General features: G+C 29.2%; 15 protein-coding genes and 3 tRNA genes. 4 read left to right on the top strand and 14 right to left on the bottom strand.

Going from position 1 to position 20,374, the window contains the following annotated elements:
* Positions 1–6: 6 nt before the first annotated feature.
* From CC89_RS14355 to glmS, 8 genes are all read right to left on the bottom strand, one after another.
* On the bottom strand, positions 7–1,536 hold the full coding sequence (locus tag CC89_RS14355) for a Tn7-like element transposition protein TnsE (protein ID WP_051931794.1): 1,530 nt from the start codon (positions 1,534–1,536) through the stop codon (positions 7–9).
* On the bottom strand, positions 1,517–1,948 hold the full coding sequence (locus tag CC89_RS19605) for a TnsD family Tn7-like transposition protein (RefSeq protein ID WP_286161360.1): 432 nt from the start codon (positions 1,946–1,948) through the stop codon (positions 1,517–1,519). The genes CC89_RS14355 and CC89_RS19605 overlap by 20 nt, the downstream gene beginning before the upstream one ends.
* A complete protein-coding gene (locus CC89_RS14350; RefSeq protein WP_051931790.1) occupies positions 1,867–3,414 on the bottom strand; it encodes a TnsD family Tn7-like transposition protein in 1,548 nt (515 codons plus the stop codon). The genes CC89_RS19605 and CC89_RS14350 overlap by 82 nt, the downstream gene beginning before the upstream one ends.
* Positions 3,415–3,470: 56 nt before the next feature.
* On the bottom strand, positions 3,471–5,171 hold the full coding sequence (locus CC89_RS14345; RefSeq protein WP_185750764.1) for an ATP-binding protein: 1,701 nt from the start codon (positions 5,169–5,171) through the stop codon (positions 3,471–3,473).
* Positions 5,152–6,831 carry a TnsB C-terminal domain-containing protein gene (locus CC89_RS14340; protein ID WP_286161359.1) on the bottom strand — a complete coding sequence of 560 codons (1,680 nt, stop codon included), beginning with the start codon at positions 6,829–6,831 and terminating at the stop codon, positions 5,152–5,154. The genes CC89_RS14345 and CC89_RS14340 overlap by 20 nt, the downstream gene beginning before the upstream one ends.
* Complete coding sequence (locus tag CC89_RS21200; RefSeq protein WP_286161358.1) at positions 6,809–7,306, bottom strand: hypothetical protein; 498 nt, start codon at positions 7,304–7,306, stop codon at positions 6,809–6,811. Before CC89_RS21200 ends, CC89_RS14340 begins: the two co-directional genes overlap by 23 nt.
* The gene (locus tag CC89_RS14335) at positions 7,303–8,139 is read right to left on the bottom strand and encodes a heteromeric transposase endonuclease subunit TnsA (RefSeq protein WP_035293211.1); all 837 of its coding nucleotides are present in this window, start codon (positions 8,137–8,139) and stop codon (positions 7,303–7,305) included. Before CC89_RS14335 ends, CC89_RS21200 begins: the two co-directional genes overlap by 4 nt.
* Before the next feature lie 195 nt (positions 8,140–8,334).
* Positions 8,335–10,164, bottom strand: a complete 1,830-nt coding sequence (gene glmS / locus CC89_RS14330) for a glutamine--fructose-6-phosphate transaminase (isomerizing) (RefSeq protein ID WP_035293208.1) — start codon at positions 10,162–10,164, stop codon at positions 8,335–8,337.
* 714 nt (positions 10,165–10,878) lie between these two features.
* On the opposite strand from glmS, the gene CC89_RS14325 reads away from it, so the two are divergent.
* The 3 genes from CC89_RS14325 to CC89_RS14315 all read left to right on the top strand — a co-directional run bounded on the left by CC89_RS14325 (position 10,879) and on the right by CC89_RS14315 (position 14,448).
* On the top strand, positions 10,879–12,267 hold the full coding sequence (locus CC89_RS14325) for a pyruvate carboxylase subunit B (protein WP_035293205.1): 1,389 nt from the start codon (positions 10,879–10,881) through the stop codon (positions 12,265–12,267).
* Between the two features lie 105 nt (positions 12,268–12,372).
* Positions 12,373–12,702 carry a phasin family protein gene (locus CC89_RS14320; RefSeq protein ID WP_035293203.1) on the top strand — a complete coding sequence of 110 codons (330 nt, stop codon included), beginning with the start codon at positions 12,373–12,375 and terminating at the stop codon, positions 12,700–12,702.
* A 144-nt stretch (positions 12,703–12,846) separates the two neighbouring features.
* On the top strand, positions 12,847–14,448 hold the full coding sequence (locus tag CC89_RS14315) for an ABC1 kinase family protein (protein WP_035293199.1): 1,602 nt from the start codon (positions 12,847–12,849) through the stop codon (positions 14,446–14,448).
* A 102-nt stretch (positions 14,449–14,550) separates the two neighbouring features.
* Here CC89_RS14315 and CC89_RS14310 read toward each other — a convergent pair whose 3' ends face one another.
* Positions 14,551–15,120 carry a TetR/AcrR family transcriptional regulator gene (locus CC89_RS14310; protein WP_035293197.1) on the bottom strand — a complete coding sequence of 190 codons (570 nt, stop codon included), beginning with the start codon at positions 15,118–15,120 and terminating at the stop codon, positions 14,551–14,553.
* 394 nt (positions 15,121–15,514) lie between these two features.
* Between CC89_RS14310 and CC89_RS14305 the strand changes: the two genes are divergently transcribed.
* The gene (locus CC89_RS14305) at positions 15,515–16,420 is read left to right on the top strand and encodes a phosphatidylserine decarboxylase (protein ID WP_035293194.1); all 906 of its coding nucleotides are present in this window, start codon (positions 15,515–15,517) and stop codon (positions 16,418–16,420) included.
* 147 nt (positions 16,421–16,567) lie between these two features.
* Here the strand turns inward: CC89_RS14305 and CC89_RS14300 are convergent, their stop codons facing one another.
* The 5 genes from CC89_RS14300 to CC89_RS14280 all read right to left on the bottom strand — a co-directional run bounded on the left by CC89_RS14300 (position 16,568) and on the right by CC89_RS14280 (position 20,357).
* Entirely contained in the window at positions 16,568–18,817 is a 2,250-nt protein-coding gene (locus CC89_RS14300; RefSeq protein ID WP_035293192.1) for a methyl-accepting chemotaxis protein, read from the bottom strand.
* 431 nt (positions 18,818–19,248) lie between these two features.
* Positions 19,249–19,325: transfer RNA gene (locus CC89_RS14295), tRNA-Arg, on the bottom strand.
* A gap of 71 nt (positions 19,326–19,396) precedes the next feature.
* Positions 19,397–19,915 (bottom strand): GNAT family N-acetyltransferase, encoded by a 519-nt coding sequence (locus CC89_RS14290; RefSeq protein WP_035293189.1) that lies wholly within the window; start codon positions 19,913–19,915, stop codon positions 19,397–19,399.
* A gap of 233 nt (positions 19,916–20,148) precedes the next feature.
* Positions 20,149–20,239 (bottom strand) — tRNA-Ser (locus CC89_RS14285).
* Between the two features lie 27 nt (positions 20,240–20,266).
* Positions 20,267–20,357: transfer RNA gene (locus tag CC89_RS14280), tRNA-Ser, on the bottom strand.
* Positions 20,358–20,374 lie beyond the last annotated feature (17 nt).

Here is a 20,374-nt window from a genome sequence, read left to right as displayed (position 1 = left end):
CAAAACCTATATTAATTTCTCATAAATATGAATTTCTTTATCATATATACTTCTTTTAATATGTTTATTTCTACAAATATCAATTCCTTTTTGTCTTATCTTGTAAATAGCATTATTGCTCCATTTACCACTTTCATCAACTAATCCTAATAATATTATACTATAAATCTTTTTCCAATTCACCAATATATTACCTTTTAACAACAACATCGATAAAGCCTTATCTTCTCTCTCAACTTCTATTAAGCTACAAACTTCATTATCCATCATAGTTATTTTTCCAATACCATACTTTCTCTTAGTTATTCTATCACTCAGTTTAGAAAACCTCTTGCCCTTTTTACCTTCAGGTAATTCTCCAATTATTATTTCTACTGACCTTACAGCTTGTCTCTTTTCTAATAACTTTAATAGCTCTATAAATTCCTGTAATTCGCCTTTTTCTTTTACATTTGCTATACTCGTGAACTCCAATCCCTTAAGTAACTTTTCCCCGCCTTCATCCGCTGTAGTTCTTAAATTTTCATTTTCTAAAATATATCTTTTGGTATTTTCATCCTCTTTATTTCTTCTTATTTTTCTGCCACTTTTAATTTTATTTATTTTAGGCATTATCTCATATTCATGACTAATTAATAATGTATTTATTTCTTCTGAAGCTTTTGCTGCTCCATCTGCTTTTGAATCTAATTCTCTTTCACTTCCAATATTTTTATTAAAATAACTTCTCTTTTTAGTTTCATTGGTTGTAACAGATTCCTCTAGACTTGGGTGATATATATTTACCTCTTCTACATTTATCTTTTTTCTTCTAAGAGCTACTATTTCCAATATCCTAATATATTTTTCCTTTCTTTCAACTCTTGCTTCTATATTAAAGCTATTAAACAAGAAATCAAATTTTAATTCTTGCATTTCCCACATATTTTTTCCTATGCTATTAAACATTTTAAATACTTTAGGATTTGTAAGTATCCATGCTAAATGATTTATCTTTTCACTTTTCAAAAGATTTTTTTCATACTGTAAAGTAAAATGAATACTTAACTTACTTTGTTCTATTTCATATGTAAAATAATTTTCTAATGTATCCATTTCCACTATTCTATTTAACATGAATCTATCTGGTGCTAAAACAGCTCTTATTACTTCAATTATTGGAATAGTATATAACAATCCATTTTTATTAAAATTAAAGGTCTTAGATTTAGTTTTATCTCTAAATCCAGTACCCCATACCTCCCAATTTCTTTCTATATATTGTGCTTTAACGTTATTTAAGTTTATATCTATTGTTTCTTGATTTTCTAAAACCTCTCCATTATTCAAGTTCCCATCTGTATAATATTTATCTACTGATAAAAAATGTATACTTGCCCAATCTAACATAGCTTTTCTTGTAGAATTATCTCCTCTAAAATAAGCATAAAACACCCATTTATTATTTTGTTTAAATGGTCCTCCTATCCATATTAATTTAGCTTTTTCCCCTCTTTTAAAAGGCCAATCTTTTATTTTAATTGATATTTTGCTCATACTTTCCCCCACGATTTTTTATATTGTTATTCTTTAAAACTTTTTCCTCAATTATTTTAAAATCCTTAGTACTAATTCCAGCCTCCCTCTGTATTTTCCAAAGTATAATATCTTCTTGATTTTTTAATTTATCGTCTATAAGCTTTTTACATCTTCTAATTTGAAATTGTTGTACCGTTTCGATAATTTCACTCAAATATTTTTTTGTTTTAGGTAGCTTATTAATGTTTTTTTCTAAAGCTGCTAAAACTCCTGTAGCCTTTCCCATACTTGATTTTGTTATTGTAACAGGTATATCTTCATTTATTAATTCCTTATATTTAAGTTTTATTAAATGCAAAATTTCCTTATCTCCTTTATCCCAATCCACTCTTTTGTTGTAATTATATTTTCTAATCCTTTGTGGTAACACATTAAGTAGCCACTCTTTATCTCTTCGATACAAATATGTATATTCTTTCTTACAATTTCCCTTATTTGCGTTCTTGATAATGTAGGATTCATTTTTATATTCTTTAAAATGCTATTTTTATACTTATCCGTCATATCGTATTTTATAAAATTTTCATATTTTTCTTCTAATTTAGGTGAATGACTAAAGTAATTTATTTTAAACAATCTATCAAATTTAATTACAGTTTTAGGATCACAATTCATAAGCCTTGCTAATTCTCTAAGACCATATTTACCTTCTTTTAAATATCCCTTTAATTGGTTTTCCCAAACAAATCCAAAATCTTTTATTCTTCCTATTTTATATTTATCATCTTGCTTTTTATCAGGCCCTTTTCTTGAATAAGTAAAACCACATTCACAAGTAAATGTTCCAACAGGCAGCCTAGTTTTATAATCTTCCGTTATCTTTAAATTCTTTACAACATTTTGTTTATAGTGCTCTGCTACTTTATTTAAACAAGGCCAAGGCCCTTCTCCAAAGGGATTGTATTCATTATCAATATCTTTAAAGAATTCCTGTATATCCCCTTCTAAAAAGTTTATTAATAGCAAATGTCTTATGGGATGAACCGTTCTCTTTAAATTTCTTGTTATTAATCTAAGCCAATTATATTCATCATCATTATCTATACTAGATTCCATTATTTTTAAAAAATCTTTACCGTAAAAGCTGATAAATTGTTCATATAAATCATTTTGCCTTATTCTTCTATTTGAATTTGTTAAACCCATAAAATATAGAATATTTTTGTATTTATCTAGAACTTTTTCCTTAGAAATATTTTTTAAATCTGATTTTAGCAAACAATATGCAGACTTAGATAGTTTGTATAAATTGTCACGATATTTACTATATATTGATGTTTCGTTTTCTAAATCTAATAATTCTTTATTTAGCCTTATAAATTGGATTCTACTTGAATTACTTTTATCTATAGGGTACTTTTTTAACTCCATTCCATGGTGTGGACAAACAAATACCCCTTGTAGTTGGTGTTCTCTATGGATAAATGGCTCTCCATAGTTTTTAATCTCCCGTTTTGCACAAGAAGCACAATAATATATACCATCCTTTTTGCATATACTACCTGACACCAATCCTAATTTAGTATAAACTCCACTTCCATCTTCATATTTAATTTCTTGTAAGAGTTGTTCTTTTCTATTTATCGGCAAAAAAGCACTATAAAAAGGAAATATAGTATGCTCTTTTATAATATTGTCTGCTGTATAATTTCCGCCTAAATTCTTAGCTAAAGTATCTATATTACTTCCTATTTCTAAACTAGGTACAACACTTCTTTTTCCAAACAACTCCTCTAAAGTATCCTTACAATCTATATTTCCTGTATAATAATGATATCTTGCAATTGCAGAATATATAAGTTCATCTTTATAAGGGTCAGTAAAAAAATGTACCATTTATAAAATCTCCTTCATAATTACATTTTTTAACCGCCCATTCCCCACTAATTTTATTATTTGACCATAAGAAATTCATCAATAGGAGCTTTTATATATCCTTCTTCTTTCAAAACTTCATATGGATGTTTTTTATTCTTTTTAGCTATTTCAAATAGAGCTAATAACCCTTGATTTTGTTTTTTATTTTTCCGATTTTCTTTTAACTTATTATTTAATTTTTTCTTTTCATTAAGCTCCATTGTCGCCTTTATAGCCATAGCTTTTATTGAATTATATTCTTCATTTACAGGTATGCTCTTTACTAGTTTCTCACATAGATTTTTAATATCAATGTTGTCTAACTCTTCAAATATTCCTATAGCCGATAAATCCATAACTAGGTTTTCTACAGTATTTCTTCTTTTAAGTTCAACAGTGCTATTTCTCTCTTTAAATGATTCTTCTAACTTTCCTATTAATTCAATATCTCTTTTATAATTAATTGATATATCATCTAAATTTATAGATATATCTTCATATTTCATAACCTCTAACATATTATTATTTCTAAGGGCTTTTATCATAGGTTTAATCATATGTAAATCCTCTTTAGCTGTAGTTCTTAAAATACTCACTGTTATTTTTTCTTTTCCTTCACTTAAAGCTCTTTCTTGGGAAAGTATAAATAAATTTACCGCTACTGCTGTTATACCTTGACATTCATCATAAAAAGCATTTTTTATTTCATCTGTTAATATTGTATTTTCTTTTAAACATTGAAAATCCCATAATGTTTCTAAAAAGAAGCCCCATTCTTCACTTTCCTTAGGCATTCTATCCCACATTATAGCCCCTTCACTTGCTGCTCTTCTGGCTTGTCTAAAGTTACCTTTAAATATCCTTTGGGCTTTAGACGTACCTATTAATACTGTTGGTATACCTACCGTATTACTTAATGTAACAAAGAAGTTAAGCATCTCCTCCATGTCATTTTTAGAATTTAATAATTGTTGAATTTCATCTATAACCAGCACTCCTATGCCATAAATACTGGCTAGTGATGTCATGTGTAACATCATACTAGATGTTACCCTATTTACATATCCAAATTTCTCTAAATATCTAGTTGTAAGTAAATCATCTATTGCCTTGAAAAAGCTCTTGCATAGTGTAGATAAACTTCCATCATAAGGACAATCTATTTTAAGCCATACTATTTGTGTTCTACTAAAATTTTGTCCTTTATACTCTTCATGTTTTATTATTTGAGGATACATAAGCAGCAATCTTTCTATAGCTGTGGTTTTTCCTATCCCTGAGATACCTATTATAGCTAAACTATCCGCAGTAGAGCGTATATTGCTCATTCTTTCTTCTAATAAGGTATCATCGTATACTTCTTCATCTCTAAGCCCATTTAATATCCTTAACCTCTCAAAATAACTTTTATTTATAGGATTTCTAGCCAAATATCCTCTTCTAATAAGTGATGATAATCTTCTTTCCACTGTAAAATGAACTGGTAATGGTTGAACAAAGTTTTTAGCTCTTTTTATTATGTGATATCTTAGATTAGACTCCATATTCCTGTCCTTTTCATCTATTCTTGATATAACGCTAAATCTATCAATCACATCATCTTCTGTGAATATATTAGGCAATGCTTCTATAAAGGGATTATTAGAGTATTCTTCTATTTTCTGAGTTTTGTAATTTGCATTCTCTGTATCGCCTTTGAGAATTATAATATTTTGATTATTTTTCACGCTCTTCATCTCTTTTCTTCCTTAACTTTTCCATCAACCTCGCCTTTCCCGTAAGTTCCTTAGAACTCTGTTTCTCTTTATCTGTAGGTAACTGAATTATCTCGGCCTTTTCTTTAATTTCCCCTTTTTCTTCTCCTAAATCAAAAGCTTCAGCTATTCTATTTACTTCTTTTTCAACTGTCCTATTGTTTCTTATTCCTTTTATTTTTTTATTTTTACTTTCATCATAACTTATAGATTTTTGCTTTTCTTTTTGAGCCTTTTTCACTATCTCTTCTATTTCTTTATCTAAGTCTATATTTATTTGAGTTTGCTTATTTTTTTCCTGTTCCTTTAACTCTGATGATAGTTCCTCATTAAATATAATTTCTTCTAGTATGCAATCTTTATATTGCATACTGCCATCTAGCAGATAGCATTTTTCATAATTTATTCCATCGTCATATGGAATATATATTTGATTCATATTTCGTGGATCATATACTATCTCTATGCTTCTAATGTTTGTTTTTATAAACCATTGTTCTTCTATAGCCTTTTTAGAACCGTAATATAAATTTTTAAATCTTATTCCCGCCCTTGATACACTTGCTTTGCCCTTTGGCAATATATTTAATCTAAATCTTTCTTGATTCACAACTCTTAATCTTCCTTTTTTATTTTCTATTCCCCAATTCCAAAGTTTTAGAGGTATTGGTGTTATTCCATCTTTAATCATTTCTTTTTCCATAGGATACTTATCTATTAACTGATTATTGTGGTAAAGTACCATTTTTATGATTATAATGGTGAATTCATTTAAATTAAGAGTTGCATCTAATCTATAATCTCTATCCCCTCTCTCCCTAAATTCCTTTTGTATAGCACCTGGCGTTTTATGTTTTATTTTAGTATTAATTGTTCTAAAATTTCTTTCGACTATCCCTTTTAAATCACCTCTATATGGGGATGTATTTTCTATTTTTATATTTAAATTATTGATTAAATTTTCTACTGAATACCCTTCAAATTCTCCTCTATCAGCTATAATTATTTCTGGTAAATGCTTTGATGGCCATTGTTCTTCTAATATTTCTATATTGTATTTTCTGCAAAACTCAACTTTATCTGTTATCATATTGTCTAAAGCCATCATTGCTCCAATCCAAGAAGGTCCTTCTAATCCTACATATATTCCTGTTATTAACCTTGAAAAAGCATCTATAATTGCATATATAACTGGTCTTCCTATTACTCTGTTTCTATTTAAAGAACTTGCTAGATATACATCCGCTATAGTGGCATCTATTTGAAATCTTGTACCTGGACCATTAGTCTCTAATGTAGAATTGCTCAATATTGGTCTATATTTCAATTCAAATTCTTTTGAACTTTTCCTAAAAATAATATCCTTTTTAGGATCTTCTAACTTTTTAAACCAATAATAAAATTGACCATAAGTTGGTATTCTTGTCTTATCCCATATCCTATGTTTAACTTCATAATCTTCTATATAGCTATCTGAATAAAAATCTTTCAACATTAAATTATATGTTTCTTTTAAAGACATCTTGTTCTTTTTCCTATAATACTTATTTATAGCAATTTCAAAATGAGTCTTTATATCATCAGTTATGTTAATTCCTTGAATAACTTCACCATAATAATCAGCCTTTTTTAGGTCTACCAATCTTATTATTTGATAATTTTTTATTTTTTCCCTTTCCTCCAGAGTTTATATAATCAGGTAACAAAGCATTTTTATTCATTCCCCTCTGCCAATACCTGCTAAATACCTTTTTAACTTTTGTTAAACCTAGTCCACTTAAATTACATATCTCTTTAAAGGTTTTATTTCTACTTCTTTTTTCTAATAGTTCATACCTATTTTTATCCCAAAATTTTAAAATAAAATTCCAATCCTCCTCCCTTTTATAAATTTGCACTTTTGATAGCTTATTTTCATCAACTATCTTTACAAAGGGATCCTTAATTGGAATTAGTTTTTCACTATCAATCTCTTCTTCAATGGTCTTAATTAACTCTTTTTTGGGCATAGATGTGGCTGCATCTATGTTTACTAAATATAAAAACATATCTATTATATCTATTATTCTAATTTTTTCCCCATCTATATACTGAAATACAGAATTAACAGCTATCATATTACATTCACCTTCTTAATTGCTTCTTCCCCTATACTAATTGGTATCCTACTGTTAATATCTATTCTCTTTGTTAAATCTATCTTTATAATCCTATTAATAATTAAATATTTAAAAATGCTCAAGCCACTTCCCTTTATCAAGCCCATATCATTATCGAATTGATTGCAAATCTCTCTCATCTTTTTATTGACATCAATTATTCTTTTTATAAATTCATATATTAAATCTTGCAATTCATTTACGCCTATTTCGTAGAAACAATCTAAGTTTCTTATATCATTATAGGAATGACTAAAGCTTATATTATGAGATACAGTCTTATTTATCTCATTTTCTGTAACTATGCCCCAATCTATATTCCGTTTTTTCCAATATACTCTTTCAATTTCAAACTTTTCTATTATCCTTTTATTTATTAGATCATCTTTTGATTTTATTGTTCTTGCAACTTCACAAGGCTCTTTACCTTTCATCATAGTAATAAAAAAATCTGTAGTCATCACTATAAATTCACCAGTTTCAGGGTTTTTAGGATGTTCTATTCCTAGCTCATTAGCTATAAGAATAGTGTCCTCTAACGGTAACAAATGATACTGCTCTCTAATATCGATAACGTTTTCAGTATACTCTAAAATATAAAAATAATTTGTTTCCATATCTGAAAGAAACTCATGCTGTCTCCCTGTTTTTATTCCTTTAAGTCTTGTTGCTCTTCCTAAAGACGGTACATCTTGAATTTTAATCCATGGTTTGTATTCTACTCCTCTTCCCTGACCTCTTCCCTCTTTAATCATCTTATTTATATTTAAAATTCTCTTTCTTTTAGCCATTTAATACACCTCTAAAACAAAAACTATACATCCCTTTAAATAAGAATGTATAGTTTTATATTCAATAATATTTAACAAATTCATACTATACACTTATAAATATAGTATGTGCTACCTACTTATTTTAATTCAACTTTTTTTTAAAGGTCGTAACTTTATTTTAAATCAACACCTTTATTTGCCACAACATCTTTCCTATTCCACCGTTACTGACTTAGCCAAATTTCTTGGCTTATCTACGTCGCAACCCTTAGCTATAGCTGTGTAGTATGAAAGAAGTTGTAGTGGTATAACTGAAAGCACTGGTGCTAGAAGTTCTATAGTTCTAGGGATGTATTTTACTGAGTACACAGTCTTTTCTATTTCAGTATGACCTTCCATAGCAAAGGCAAGAACATTAGCGCCTCTTGTTTTAACTTCTTTTATATTACTTACCATTTTTTCAAATAAGCTTTCTTGAGTTGCTAAAGCTACAACTACTGTACCATCTTCTATAAGGGCTATAGGTCCATGTTTAAGCTCTCCAGCTGCGTAAGCTTCTGAATGTATATAAGATATTTCTTTTAGTTTTAAGGAACCTTCCATAGCTACTGCGTAGTCAAGGCCTCTTCCAAGGAAGAACATGTCTTTGTAAATATAGTTTGCTTCTGCAAAAGCTTTAATGTCTTCTTCATTTTCAAGAAGCTTTTCTGCTTTTTCTGGAAGAAGAAGCATTTCTTCTTTTATATTTTCTATTTCTTCTTTTGATAAAGTCTCTTTGTTTTCTGCAAAGAATAGAGCTATAATATACATTGCTATAAGCTGAGTTACGTAGGCTTTAGTAGATGCTACAGCAATTTCAGGTCCTGCCCATGTATATAGTATGTCGTCTGCTTCTCTTGCAATAGAGCTACCTACAACGTTTGTAACTGCTATTACTCTAGCATTTTGTCTCTTAGCCTCTCTTAAAGCTGCAAGAGTGTCTGCAGTTTCTCCTGATTGACTTACCACTATCATTAAAGTTCTTTCGTTTATAATAGGGTCTCTGTATCTAAATTCTGAAGCTACATCTACCTCTACTGGTATTCTAGCTAACTTTTCTATAGCATTTTTTCCTATTAATCCAGCGTGATAAGCTGTACCACATGCTACTATATATATTTTATCTATGTTCTTTATTTGCTCTTTTGTTATAGTTATATCATCAAGTCTTATTTTTTCGTTTTTCATAACTCTTGATGTCATAGTATCTTTTATAACCTTTGGCTGTTCATGTATTTCCTTAGCCATGAAATGCTCATATCCACCTTTTTCAGCAGCATTTGCATCCCAAGTTACGTGGTATACTTCTTTTTCTACCTTTTTTCCTTCCAAATCCAATAAAGTAACGCCATTTTCATCCATCACTACGAATTCTTTATCATTTAAAAGATAAACATCTCTTGTATAGTTTAATACTGCTGGTATGTCTGATGCTATGAAATATTCTCCATCTCCAAGTCCTACTATAAGTGGGCTGTCTTTTCTTACTGCCACTAGTTTTCCTGGATCATTAGAACTAACTACGCCTAAAGCATAACTTCCTTCTAATTTTTTAACAGTATTCATTACAGCTTCTACTAAATCCCCATTGTAATAGTAATCTATAAGGTTTGGTATAACTTCAGTATCTGTTTCCGATTTAAAAGTATATCCTTCTTTAATTAACCATTCTCTTAGCTGAATGTAGTTTTCTATTATACCATTGTGAACAACACTTATAGTTTCCTTTGCATTAGAGTGAGGGTGTGAATTTACATCAGATGGCTCTCCATGAGTTGCCCATCTTGTATGTCCTATACCTATATTTCCATGCACTGGAGTTTCTTCTAACTTTCCTTCTAAGTTTGCAAGTCTTCCCTTACACTTAGTTACATCTATACTTCCATCTTCAGTTATTACTGCAACACCTGCTGAGTCATATCCCCTGTACTCCAATTTACTTAATCCATCAACTAATACAGTAGTTGCTTGTTTTTTGCCTAAATATCCTACTATTCCGCACATTATTAAATTCCGCCTTTCTTATTCCATTTATATTTTTAAAAATAGAATAAGGCCTTTACACTGCCATTTATCTTGTGCTAGAAATCACTTTCTAGTTCTATAAATAGCTCTCGGTAGTGTGTACCGCAGGGCATCCGCCGAAATCTCGATACTCCCCGTCCTCGTCAACTTAAGTGACACTCCAAATTTTAATTTGGCTAGTGGAACTTACTCGGACATCAGTCCGAGTTTCCTCTATTCACTCCAAATTTTAATTTGGCTAGTGGAACTTACTCGGACGTCAGTCCGAGTTTCCTCTATTCACTCCAAATTTTAATTTGGTCAGTGGAACTTACTCGGACGTCAGTCCGAGTTTCCTCTATTCACTCCAAATTTTAATTTGGCTAGTCGAACTTTAAACTAGCTAGTGAAACTTAAGTTCTGGCGCTTTAACTTTCTATCCTCCTATTTCAATATTTAAAAGCCTTATGTTATCTCTATAATTATATTCATTTATATGTAAATGTTCAATTAGAATTTGTGCTTTTTTACAAAAAATTTGCACATTAACTAAGTAAACGTTTAAATATCCTTTATTTTCAAAGACATTTTCTTAGAATAACAATTTGCAAACCTTTCTGAAAAATAACTTTTTTGTTGCATGTGATGAATGATTTTTTTCCTATTTTATGCTAAAATAAAATTAGGTTAATTTTTGGTTAGGGGTGATTATAATTGAAAAGGATAAACATAACAGAAACTGTCTTAAGAGATGCAAACCAATCTTTGATAGCTACAAGAATGTCATTTGATCAATTTGCACCTATTTTAAGAGACCTAGACGATGCAGGATATTATTCATTAGAGTGCTGGGGTGGAGCAACTTTTGATTCCTGTTTAAGATATTTAAAAGAAGATCCTTGGGAAAGACTAAAGAAAATAAAATCAGTAGCAACAAAAACTCCTCTTCAAATGCTTTTAAGGGGTCAAAATATATTAGGATACAAACACTATCCTGATGATGTGGTTAGAAGATTTATAAAAATGGCTGTTTACAATGGCATGGACATAATAAGAGTTTTTGATGCACTTAATGACTATAGAAACATAGAAGTTGCCATGGATGAAACTAAAAAACAAGGAGCACATGCACAGGGTACTATAGTTTATACTGTAAGTCCTATTCACGACATAGAAAACTACACAAATCTAGCTAAGAGCCTTGAAAATATGGGTGCTGACTCTATTTGTATAAAGGATATGGCAGGACTTATAATGCCTAATATAGCTTATGATTTAGTTAAGAGCATTAAAGAAACTGTTAAAATTCCAGTATTCCTACACTCACACTGCACTAATGGCATTGCTGAAATGGCTTATTATAAAGCTGCTGAGGCTGGAGTTGATGGAATAGACTGTGCTATATCATCCTTCGCTGGAGGAACAGCGCAGCCACCTACAGAGTCATTACACTATGCTTTACAATCTGCTGGCTTTGAAACTGGTCTAAATAAGGATAAATTAACTAAAATAAATAATTTCTTTAAACCTGTAAGAGAAGAATTTATAAGTAAAGGTACATTAGATCCTAAAGTATTAACTCCAAGACCAGAAGGATTAGTTAACCAAATCCCTGGTGGTATGCTTTCAAATATGATATCTCAACTAAAAGCCCAAAATTCTCTTGATAAGCTAGATGCTGTTTTAGCAGAAGTTCCAGCAGTTAGAAAGGATTTAGGCTATCCACCACTTGTAACTCCTATGAGCCAAATGGTTGGTACGCAAGCTACAGTTAACGTGTTAACTGGTGAAAGATACAAAATGATACTAAAAGAAGTTAAAGCTTATTGTAAAGGTGAATATGGAAAAGCTCCAGGAGAAATAAACCCTGAAGTTATGAAAAAAGCTCTTGGAGATGAACAGCCTATAGAAGGACGATTTGCAGATACTCTAGAACCTGCTTTTGATAAAGCTAAAGAAGAAATAAAAAATCTTTCTACTAGAGAAGAAGACATATTGTCTTATCTTTCCTTCCCACAAGTTACAAAGGAATTCTTAGAGTATAAAAAAAGTAATCCTGACGTAGAATATACTAGGAAAGAAACAAACTCTCAGGTTATTTAAGGTAATTTAATAGTTAATTAACTTTTGTACTATATTATTTTAAAATTTATTGAAGTATAATATTATTCATAGGGTTTAAACAATATACTTCAGGAGGTTATGATTATGAAAAATGAAATAAAAAACATATTTCTTGCAGGTATCGGTTCAGCAGCATATACTTACGAAAAAGCCTCTAAAATGGTTAGCGATTTAGTTGAAAAAGGTAAATTAACTGTAGAAGAAGGCAAAGAATTATCTGAAGAATTAAAGAGAAATATTAAAAATACTACTGAAACTGTAAAAGATAAAATCGAAAATAAGCCATTGACAAAAGAAGATATGGCTAGTTTATTAAAAGAAATGAATTTTGTTTCTAAAGACGAAGTGGATAATTTAAAAGAAGAAATATCTAAACTTCAAGAAAAATTGGATTCTTTGACAAACAATCAATAATGCATTTAAAAGCCCGAAGCCTAAAATCTTACGGGCTTTTCTTTTTATACATACTGAGATTAATATATTTTAATGAACTTATTAATTTATTCTAATATTTATTTCTCCACAGGATAAAAAATTATTTAAAACAGAGGTAATAATATGATTAGAAAATCCGTACGTAGATTTAGAGAAATCATAAGAGTATTAACAAAATATGGCTTTGGTTTCATAATAGACTCTAAAATAAATAAATCCGCTAAGGCCCCTATAAATTTAAGGAGGGCTTTTGAAGAACTGGGACCCACATTTATAAAAATAGGACAAATTTTAAGTACAAGGCCTGATATTCTTCCTGCAAACTATATAGAAGAACTTTCAAAGCTACAGGATAACGTAATAGAAGAGTCTTTTTCGGATATAAATAAAGTCTTTTATAAAGAATTTAATAAAAACATAGACGAAGTGTTTTTTAAATTTAATAGAAAACCCTTAGCTTCTGCTTCTATAGCTCAAGTTCACGAAGCTATCTTAAAGACTGGTGATGAAGTTATAGTTAAAATTCAAAGGCCCGATATATATGAAAAAATGCATTTGGATCTTTCTATACTATCCAAGATTTTTTCTCTAACAAAAGCTAGATTTTCTGATGCTTTAATAGACCCAAAGGAAGCATTGGATGAATTAATAAATTCTACAAAGATAGAACTGGATTTTAATTTTGAGAGGGAAAATATAAAGAAGTTTAGAGTACTTAATGAAGAAGTTAAATGTGCCTATGCTCCTTATGTAGTAGATAAATTTTGTGGCAAAAGAGTTCTTACCATGGAGAAAATAGAAGGTTTTAAGGTAAATAACCGTGAGCTTCTACTGTCTAATGGATATGATTTAAATGACATAGGTAAAAAATTAGCCTTATGCTACTTTAAGCAAGTGTTTAATGATGGTTTTTTTCATGGTGACCCTCACCCAGGCAATTTGATAATAAGAGAGGGTAAAATATGTTTTATTGACTTTGGCATAATGGGACATATTCAACCTTCTTTAAAAGAAAGTTTAAATGATATGATATTAGCTGTAGCCTATAATGATATAAATAAAATGATATCTGTAGTTTTTTCTATAGGAATAAAGAAAGGGTTCATAGATAGAAATAAGCTTTACGAAGATATTGATTATATTTTTGCCAGTTATTTAAATACTTCTTTACAAAATATAAAAATATCTATTCTACTTCAAGAAATATTTGATACTTGCAAAAGAAATAATATCCAGCTTCCAAAGGATTTAACTTTATTAATAAGAGGCATGGTTATAATAGAAGGTGTAGTAGCTGAAATTGCCCCGGAAATTAAAATAGTAGATGTAGTTATTCCATTTGTAAAATCCAACAATAAATTTAATTTTTTAAAAGATCTAAACTTTGATGAATTAGTTATAGGGTCTTATAAATTTCTAAAAAGTATTAAAAAATTGCCCTCCAAAAGCATTGAACTTATAGATAGTATATTAACTGGAAGAGCTAAAGTTAAGCTAGAAGTAAAAAATTTACAAAACTCCATAAATGAATTAAATAAAATGGCTAATAGAATCACCTTTGCCCTAGTAATATCTTCAATGATAATAGGATCATCCTTTATTCTTAGTTCAAATACCGGTCCTAAAATATACAATATGTCTATTATAGGTGTATTCGGCTTTTTCATAGCAGCCATAATGGGTTTTTGGCTTTTAATATCAATTATGCGCTCTGGGAAAATGTAATTATACTTTTTTAAATTTATCAAAGGGCTAGTTAGCATAATTCCTATATATTCTAACAAAATAGGATACAATGGTAATTATGCCCTTTGACAATAATTTATACTATCGAGCTCCTATACCTTCAATAGTATAAGTTATAAGATTATCTATTACCTCATTCACATCTTTTATATCCTTGTTAATAAGCTCGTAAACTGCTGCAGAACACAAAACTCCAAAAAACGTATAAGCCATAAACTTAGGCTCTCCTTTTCTAACTTCACCTTTTTCCATAGCTTCTCTTAAATTTTCCTCTATAAATTCTATATATTTTCCTATAGCATCTCTTAATTTTAAATTTGTTATATGTTGACCCCACAACTGACTCATTATAACTTTAAAAAAATCACCATTTTTATATATAATACTTAGTTGTACTCTACATAGCTCTCTTAACCTAGATATATATGTCTTCTCTGCATTAACCACTTCTGCTACTTCTTCTCTTATCATATTTATACCTTTAGTTATTATATACTCAAATATCTCTTGTTTGCTTTTAAAATGATAGTATAAAGTTCCCTTAGCTACCTTAGCATTAGCTGCAATTTCATCCATAGTAGCTCCTTCATATCCATATTTGGAAAATATCTTTACTGATGATTCAAAAATTGCCTTTTTAGTTTTATTCACTTATATCACTCCATTTAAATTATCGCTATGCCTTTGCCCTTAGTTTGCCTAAGATATATTATACTATTTAGTCTTCTCATAAAAAAGGCTAAAATGTCTTTATTTTATAATTATCCGAAATTTTCTGCATATTAATTCTATATTATGCTTAGATTGTTGATTATACTTACGTTATTGATATACTTATGTTGTTAATTATACTTTACACCATTAATTACTCATCCATTTCTTTTCAAGTTTGCAAAATTCAATATAAGTAATAATGTACACTATCTTTGAATAAGTATATTCATGGAAATTTTGCCTCAGAAAGAATTATGTATGCTATAATACTAATTATATTAAATAAAATAAGCTATTTTAACTAACTGTGAGGTAAATGCGAGGTATAAATATGAAAATCAAGTTTTATGATAGAAAAAATAACTGCTATAAAATTGAGCAAGTAGCAGGTGAAAAATATTTAAACTGGACGTATTCATCACCTATGGGTATGAAGTTTTTAGAAGCAATATTAAAAAAGAAGGTATTTTCAAGACTTTACGGATGCTACTGTGACTCTTCTCTAAGTAAAAGTAAGATAAATGCTTTTATTAAAAACTTTAATATTGATATGTCCCAGTGTAAAGATAACAATTTTAACAATTTTAATGAATTTTTTATTAGAAAATTAACTCCCGAAGCTAGAGTTATTTCCTCGGAAAAAGATATTCTTATTTCTCCTTGCGATGGAAAGATTTTAGCATACGAAAATATTGATATAAATGCCCTAGTACAAGTTAAGGGCATCACTTATTCACTTAGCGAGCTTATAGGTGATATAAAACTATCTAATAAATACCAAAATGGATGTTGCCTTATATTCAGACTTTGTCCTACAGATTATCATAGATTTCACTTTATAGATGATGGTAAATGTTCTGTTTCACGAAAAATACAGGGAAACTACTATTCCGTAAACCCCATAGCTCTTAAAAATATAAATAAGCTATTTTGTCAAAATAAAAGAGAGTGGAGTATTTTAAGCTCTAAAAATTTTAAGGATGTGCTTTATGTAGAGGTAGGTGCCACTTGTGTAGGATCTATAATACAAACCTACGACCCTTACAAAAATGTGAAAAAAGGTGAGGAAAAAGGTTTCTTTAAATTTGGTGGTTCTACAGTAGTTTTATTCTTCCAAAAGAACTCCGTAAAAATTCATGACGATATATTAAAACAAACTAAATTAGGCTATGAGTGCTCTGTAATTTTAGGGGAACCTATAGGAGATGCAATTTGTAAAATTAAAGTGCAGGAATAAAGTTTCCTGCACTTTTTATAAACACTTTTTTTTGTTTTATACTTAGTTTTTTATTTTGTATTTAACCTTTACTTTATACTTAATCTTTACTTTATACTTAATCTTTTTATGTTTATTCCTTTACTTTTAATACTTTCATTTCCCTTTTTATATTTTAAACTTGGCTGTAATTTCTTTAAGTTTTTCTGCACTATACTTATTCTTTAGAGAATTATCTTTTATATTAGACAATTCATGGCTAATGCCTACAACTCTATTAGCTATATTTTCTACATCTTGAGCTTCTGAATTGATATTTTCATTAACCTCTTCTATAGCACTTACTATACTGTTTATAGTAGTATTAATTCCATCTGCTTCATTAGAAAAATGCTTCATAAATGTCTCAAAGGTATTTGCATCTTCTTTATATTGATTTCCCATGCCTATTATTTTCTCGTAATCTACTTTAATTTCCCCATCAACAAATTTTAATATCCTGTCAGAGCTAAGTGTTAAATTTTCCACTGATGAATTTACAACTTTCACTATTTCTTGAATATCCGAAGCAATTTTTGCGGATTGTTCTGCTAACTTTCTAACTTCCTCTGCTACCACTGAAAAACCTCTCCCAGCTTCCCCTGCTCTTGCTGCTTCTATACTAGCATTTAAAGCTAATAAATTAGTTTGATTTGTTATTTCAATAATTCCATTTACTAAACCCTCTATACGCTTTACAACTTTAGATTTTTCTATAGCACTTTCTAGCTCCACTTTAACTTTACTATAAACTTCATTAGAATTCTCTATAGACTTATAGGAGCTTTGTACAAGTTCCTGTGATGATATGACTATATCTTGAGTTTTGTTAAATCCTTCTTGTGATTTATCAGAAATAACCTTAACAGATTCACCCATATTTCCAGAGGAAGCTGATATTTCCTCAAAAGTAGCTGCCATTTCTTCTATAGATGCAGACATTTCCTCTGTATGGTTTGAAGTTTTTTCAGCTTCTACTTTTAACTTCTCTGTTAACTCATTTACTAAGTAAGCATTTTCATTTATATTATCACTGGCTTTTATAAGTTCAAGAACAACTTCTCTTAAGGTATTTCTCATTTGGAACACAGATCTTACTATTAAACCAACCTCGTCTTTTCTATCCGCTAATTCATTATGCTCATCACTGCCAGTTAAATCTAAATTAGATATTTTATTAATAGCATTTGTCATCTTAGCAATAGGATCTGTAATCTTTTTAGAAGCTATCATACCTACAAAAATAGATACGCCTATAATAATTAAACATATAATACTTAAATTCCTAGTTATTGTATTCAATGGCTTATTTATCTCGTTTTGCTCCGAGCTTAATATTAAAAGCCAAGATGTCTTTGGTACTACACTATATGCTCCTACTTTTTTAGAGCCCTTATATTTATATTTTTCTGTAGCATTTTCTACTTTTTTACCTTTTTTTATGTCACTTACAACATTATTAAATATATCTATATCTGAACGCTTGCCCATCTTTTTACTGTCTGGATGATAAATTATAAGCCCTTTTTCATCTACTAAGTAAGCATAGCTATTTTTAGTCTCTCCCACACTAATACTTTTTAGATTTTCTGAAAAACTTTCAGCATATACAGACATGCCCACATATCCTATAACCTGATCATAATTTTTGTGATCTATTATGGGTGAAGTAAATATAACTATAGGCTTTCCTGACTTATTAGATTTTATAGTACCGCTTACTGCAGTATTTCCACCCATTGTCTTAGTATTATATTCTTCCTTAGTTAAATCTTGTCCTATTAAGGACTGTTCACTAGACCCTATTATTTTTCCATCTGCTCCCACTAAAAATATATCTTCTATATAGCTTCTTTTATCTTTGTAATTCAAAAACTGTTCATTACCACTCTTTATCAAATCCTTATAGTTATTCTTGTTTTGAAACTTCAGCTGCAGTATATTAAATAACTCTTGTGAATTTGATAAACTTCCCACTTCTACTGTGTTTTTTTCTAGCATTACATTTATTGTTTCTATACATCTTTTGTTTATAGACATCATTTCATTTTCACTTTGTTTTAGTAACACTTTAGAACCTTCATAGTATACTACTCCATATGTAATAAAAATTGATATAATGACGATTAATGATATAAGTATTGGTATCTGTTTTCTTATAGATATTGTGCCTTTTAAACTTTTCAGCTTACTCTTTTGGGTTTTATCCTTTTGTTTCTTTTCTTTTTGAATATTAACTTCATTTTGAAGTTTTGCTTCCTCTTTAGTGTTTATTTTATCTTGTAGCTTTGTTTTTTTAACCCTTTTCCCTTTTAAAATTTTACTTTTGTTGAGTACACTTTTCTTACCTGAAAGCATATCTTTTAATTTATTCCCCATTTTTCTTATCCCACCCTTCTGATAAAAAAATAAAAATTAATTATATTTATGATATCAATTTAATATATATTTTAACACAATATTGTAATTTTTCTCAATATTCTCCCTAATATATATCATATATATTAAATTAATAATTACAAATAAAAGATTATACTATACTTATTAAAGGAATTTCCATATTAAATTAAGTTCGTATTAAGTATATTATCGGCTTCATACATAATTTGTTTAATCATATATTACATAAAGCATATTGATTTTACCAATACTTCTATTGGTATTATTAACTTTAAATTACAAATATGATTATTTTAATACATAACAAACTCAAAATTCATGGAATAACACTGTTCAACTTGTGAAATATATTATTGAGTAGCTATTAAAAATTAAAAAAAACCTGTAAGTATTAAGCTTACAAGGTTTTATGGTGCGTCAGAGAGGATTCGAACCCCCGGCCAACTGGTTCGTAGCCAGCTACTCTATCCAACTGAGCTACTGACGCAAAATATGCAATTTGAAACATTATAATATTACCACATTACAAATAAAAAATCAAATCTTTTAGCTAAAAATTCATACTATAAATTCTTCCTTTAATATACCCATAATAACCACATTAGTATATTTGCCTTTAACAAAATATCTATTTCTCTTCTGGCCCTCTTCTTTAAATCCACACTTTTTATAACAATTTATAGCTTTTAAATTTAAATCTACCACTTCTAATTCCACTCTAGCGGCTCCTCTATCTAGAAATAAAAAGCTTAATAAGGTATTTATAGAATCTTGACCATACCCTTTTCCCCAAAAGTTTTTACCTATTGTTATACCTAAAGAATATACATTTACACTATCCTTACATTCCTTATAAGTTATATATCCTATGGTAAGTCCTTTTTCATTAACTATTGTTAAATACTTAGTATTCCCCGCCATAATTTTATCAAATTTTTCAACTATATACTCTTTTCCTGGTAACATAATATATGCACCATCAAATTCCCTAACTTCTTTATCACATAATATATTATATATATTGGATACTTCTTTTCTTTCCATAGACTTTAAAATCACCTTTTTACCTTTTAACACAATATCCCCTTCTTATATTATATTTATTCAATGGATATCTACTGTAATACTCCATATGAAACCAAGAAATGTGATTATTATATCTAAGTTAATTATACTTCTTTAAGAAAAATTTTTCAACCTATAATAGGGTTAAAAATACCTTAAATTATGTCATTTTATTAATTTATAAAAGCACTTTGTTTGTAAAATGTTCAAAAAATAAAAAAACATCTAATTTTAATTAGATGTTTTGGCGGAGAAACCGGGATTTGAACCCGGGCGCCAGTTACCCGACCTACGCCCTTAGCAGGGGCGCCTCTTCAGCCACTTGAGTATTTCTCCATGCCCTCGAAATTTATTATTAAATTATGGCGGAGAGATAGGGATTCGAACCCTAGGTGCGCTTCCACGCACGCCGGTTTTCAAGACCGGTGCCTTAAACCAACTCGACCATCTCTCCAAGTTGTGACAATAAAC

This window comes from Clostridium sp. KNHs214, from assembly GCF_000744935.1.
Classification (GTDB): Bacteria; Bacillota; Clostridia; order Clostridiales; family Clostridiaceae; genus Haloimpatiens.
The sequence above is the reverse complement of the archived record's forward strand: the minus strand, read 5'-3'. Positions and strand labels throughout refer to the sequence as shown.

What these genes read in the sequence shown, in the direction of transcription:
- CC89_RS14300 (WP_035293192.1), bottom strand. Translation starts at nt 18,817, where the DNA reads ATGGGGAATAAATTAAAAGATATGCTTTCAGGTAAGAAAAGTGTACTC.
- CC89_RS14320 (WP_035293203.1), top strand. Translation starts at nt 12,373, where the DNA reads ATGAAAAATGAAATAAAAAACATATTTCTTGCAGGTATCGGTTCAGCA.
- CC89_RS21200 (WP_286161358.1), bottom strand. Translation starts at nt 7,306, where the DNA reads ATGATAGCTGTTAATTCTGTATTTCAGTATATAGATGGGGAAAAAATT.
- CC89_RS14355 (WP_051931794.1), bottom strand. Translation starts at nt 1,536, where the DNA reads ATGAGCAAAATATCAATTAAAATAAAAGATTGGCCTTTTAAAAGAGGG.
- glmS (WP_035293208.1), bottom strand. Translation starts at nt 10,164, where the DNA reads ATGTGCGGAATAGTAGGATATTTAGGCAAAAAACAAGCAACTACTGTA.
- CC89_RS14350 (WP_051931790.1), bottom strand. Translation starts at nt 3,414, where the DNA reads ATGGTACATTTTTTTACTGACCCTTATAAAGATGAACTTATATATTCT.
- CC89_RS14335 (WP_035293211.1), bottom strand. Translation starts at nt 8,139, where the DNA reads ATGGCTAAAAGAAAGAGAATTTTAAATATAAATAAGATGATTAAAGAG.
- CC89_RS14305 (WP_035293194.1), top strand. Translation starts at nt 15,515, where the DNA reads ATGAAAATCAAGTTTTATGATAGAAAAAATAACTGCTATAAAATTGAG.
- CC89_RS14315 (WP_035293199.1), top strand. Translation starts at nt 12,847, where the DNA reads ATGATTAGAAAATCCGTACGTAGATTTAGAGAAATCATAAGAGTATTA.
- CC89_RS14345 (WP_185750764.1), bottom strand. Translation starts at nt 5,171, where the DNA reads ATGAAGAGCGTGAAAAATAATCAAAATATTATAATTCTCAAAGGCGAT.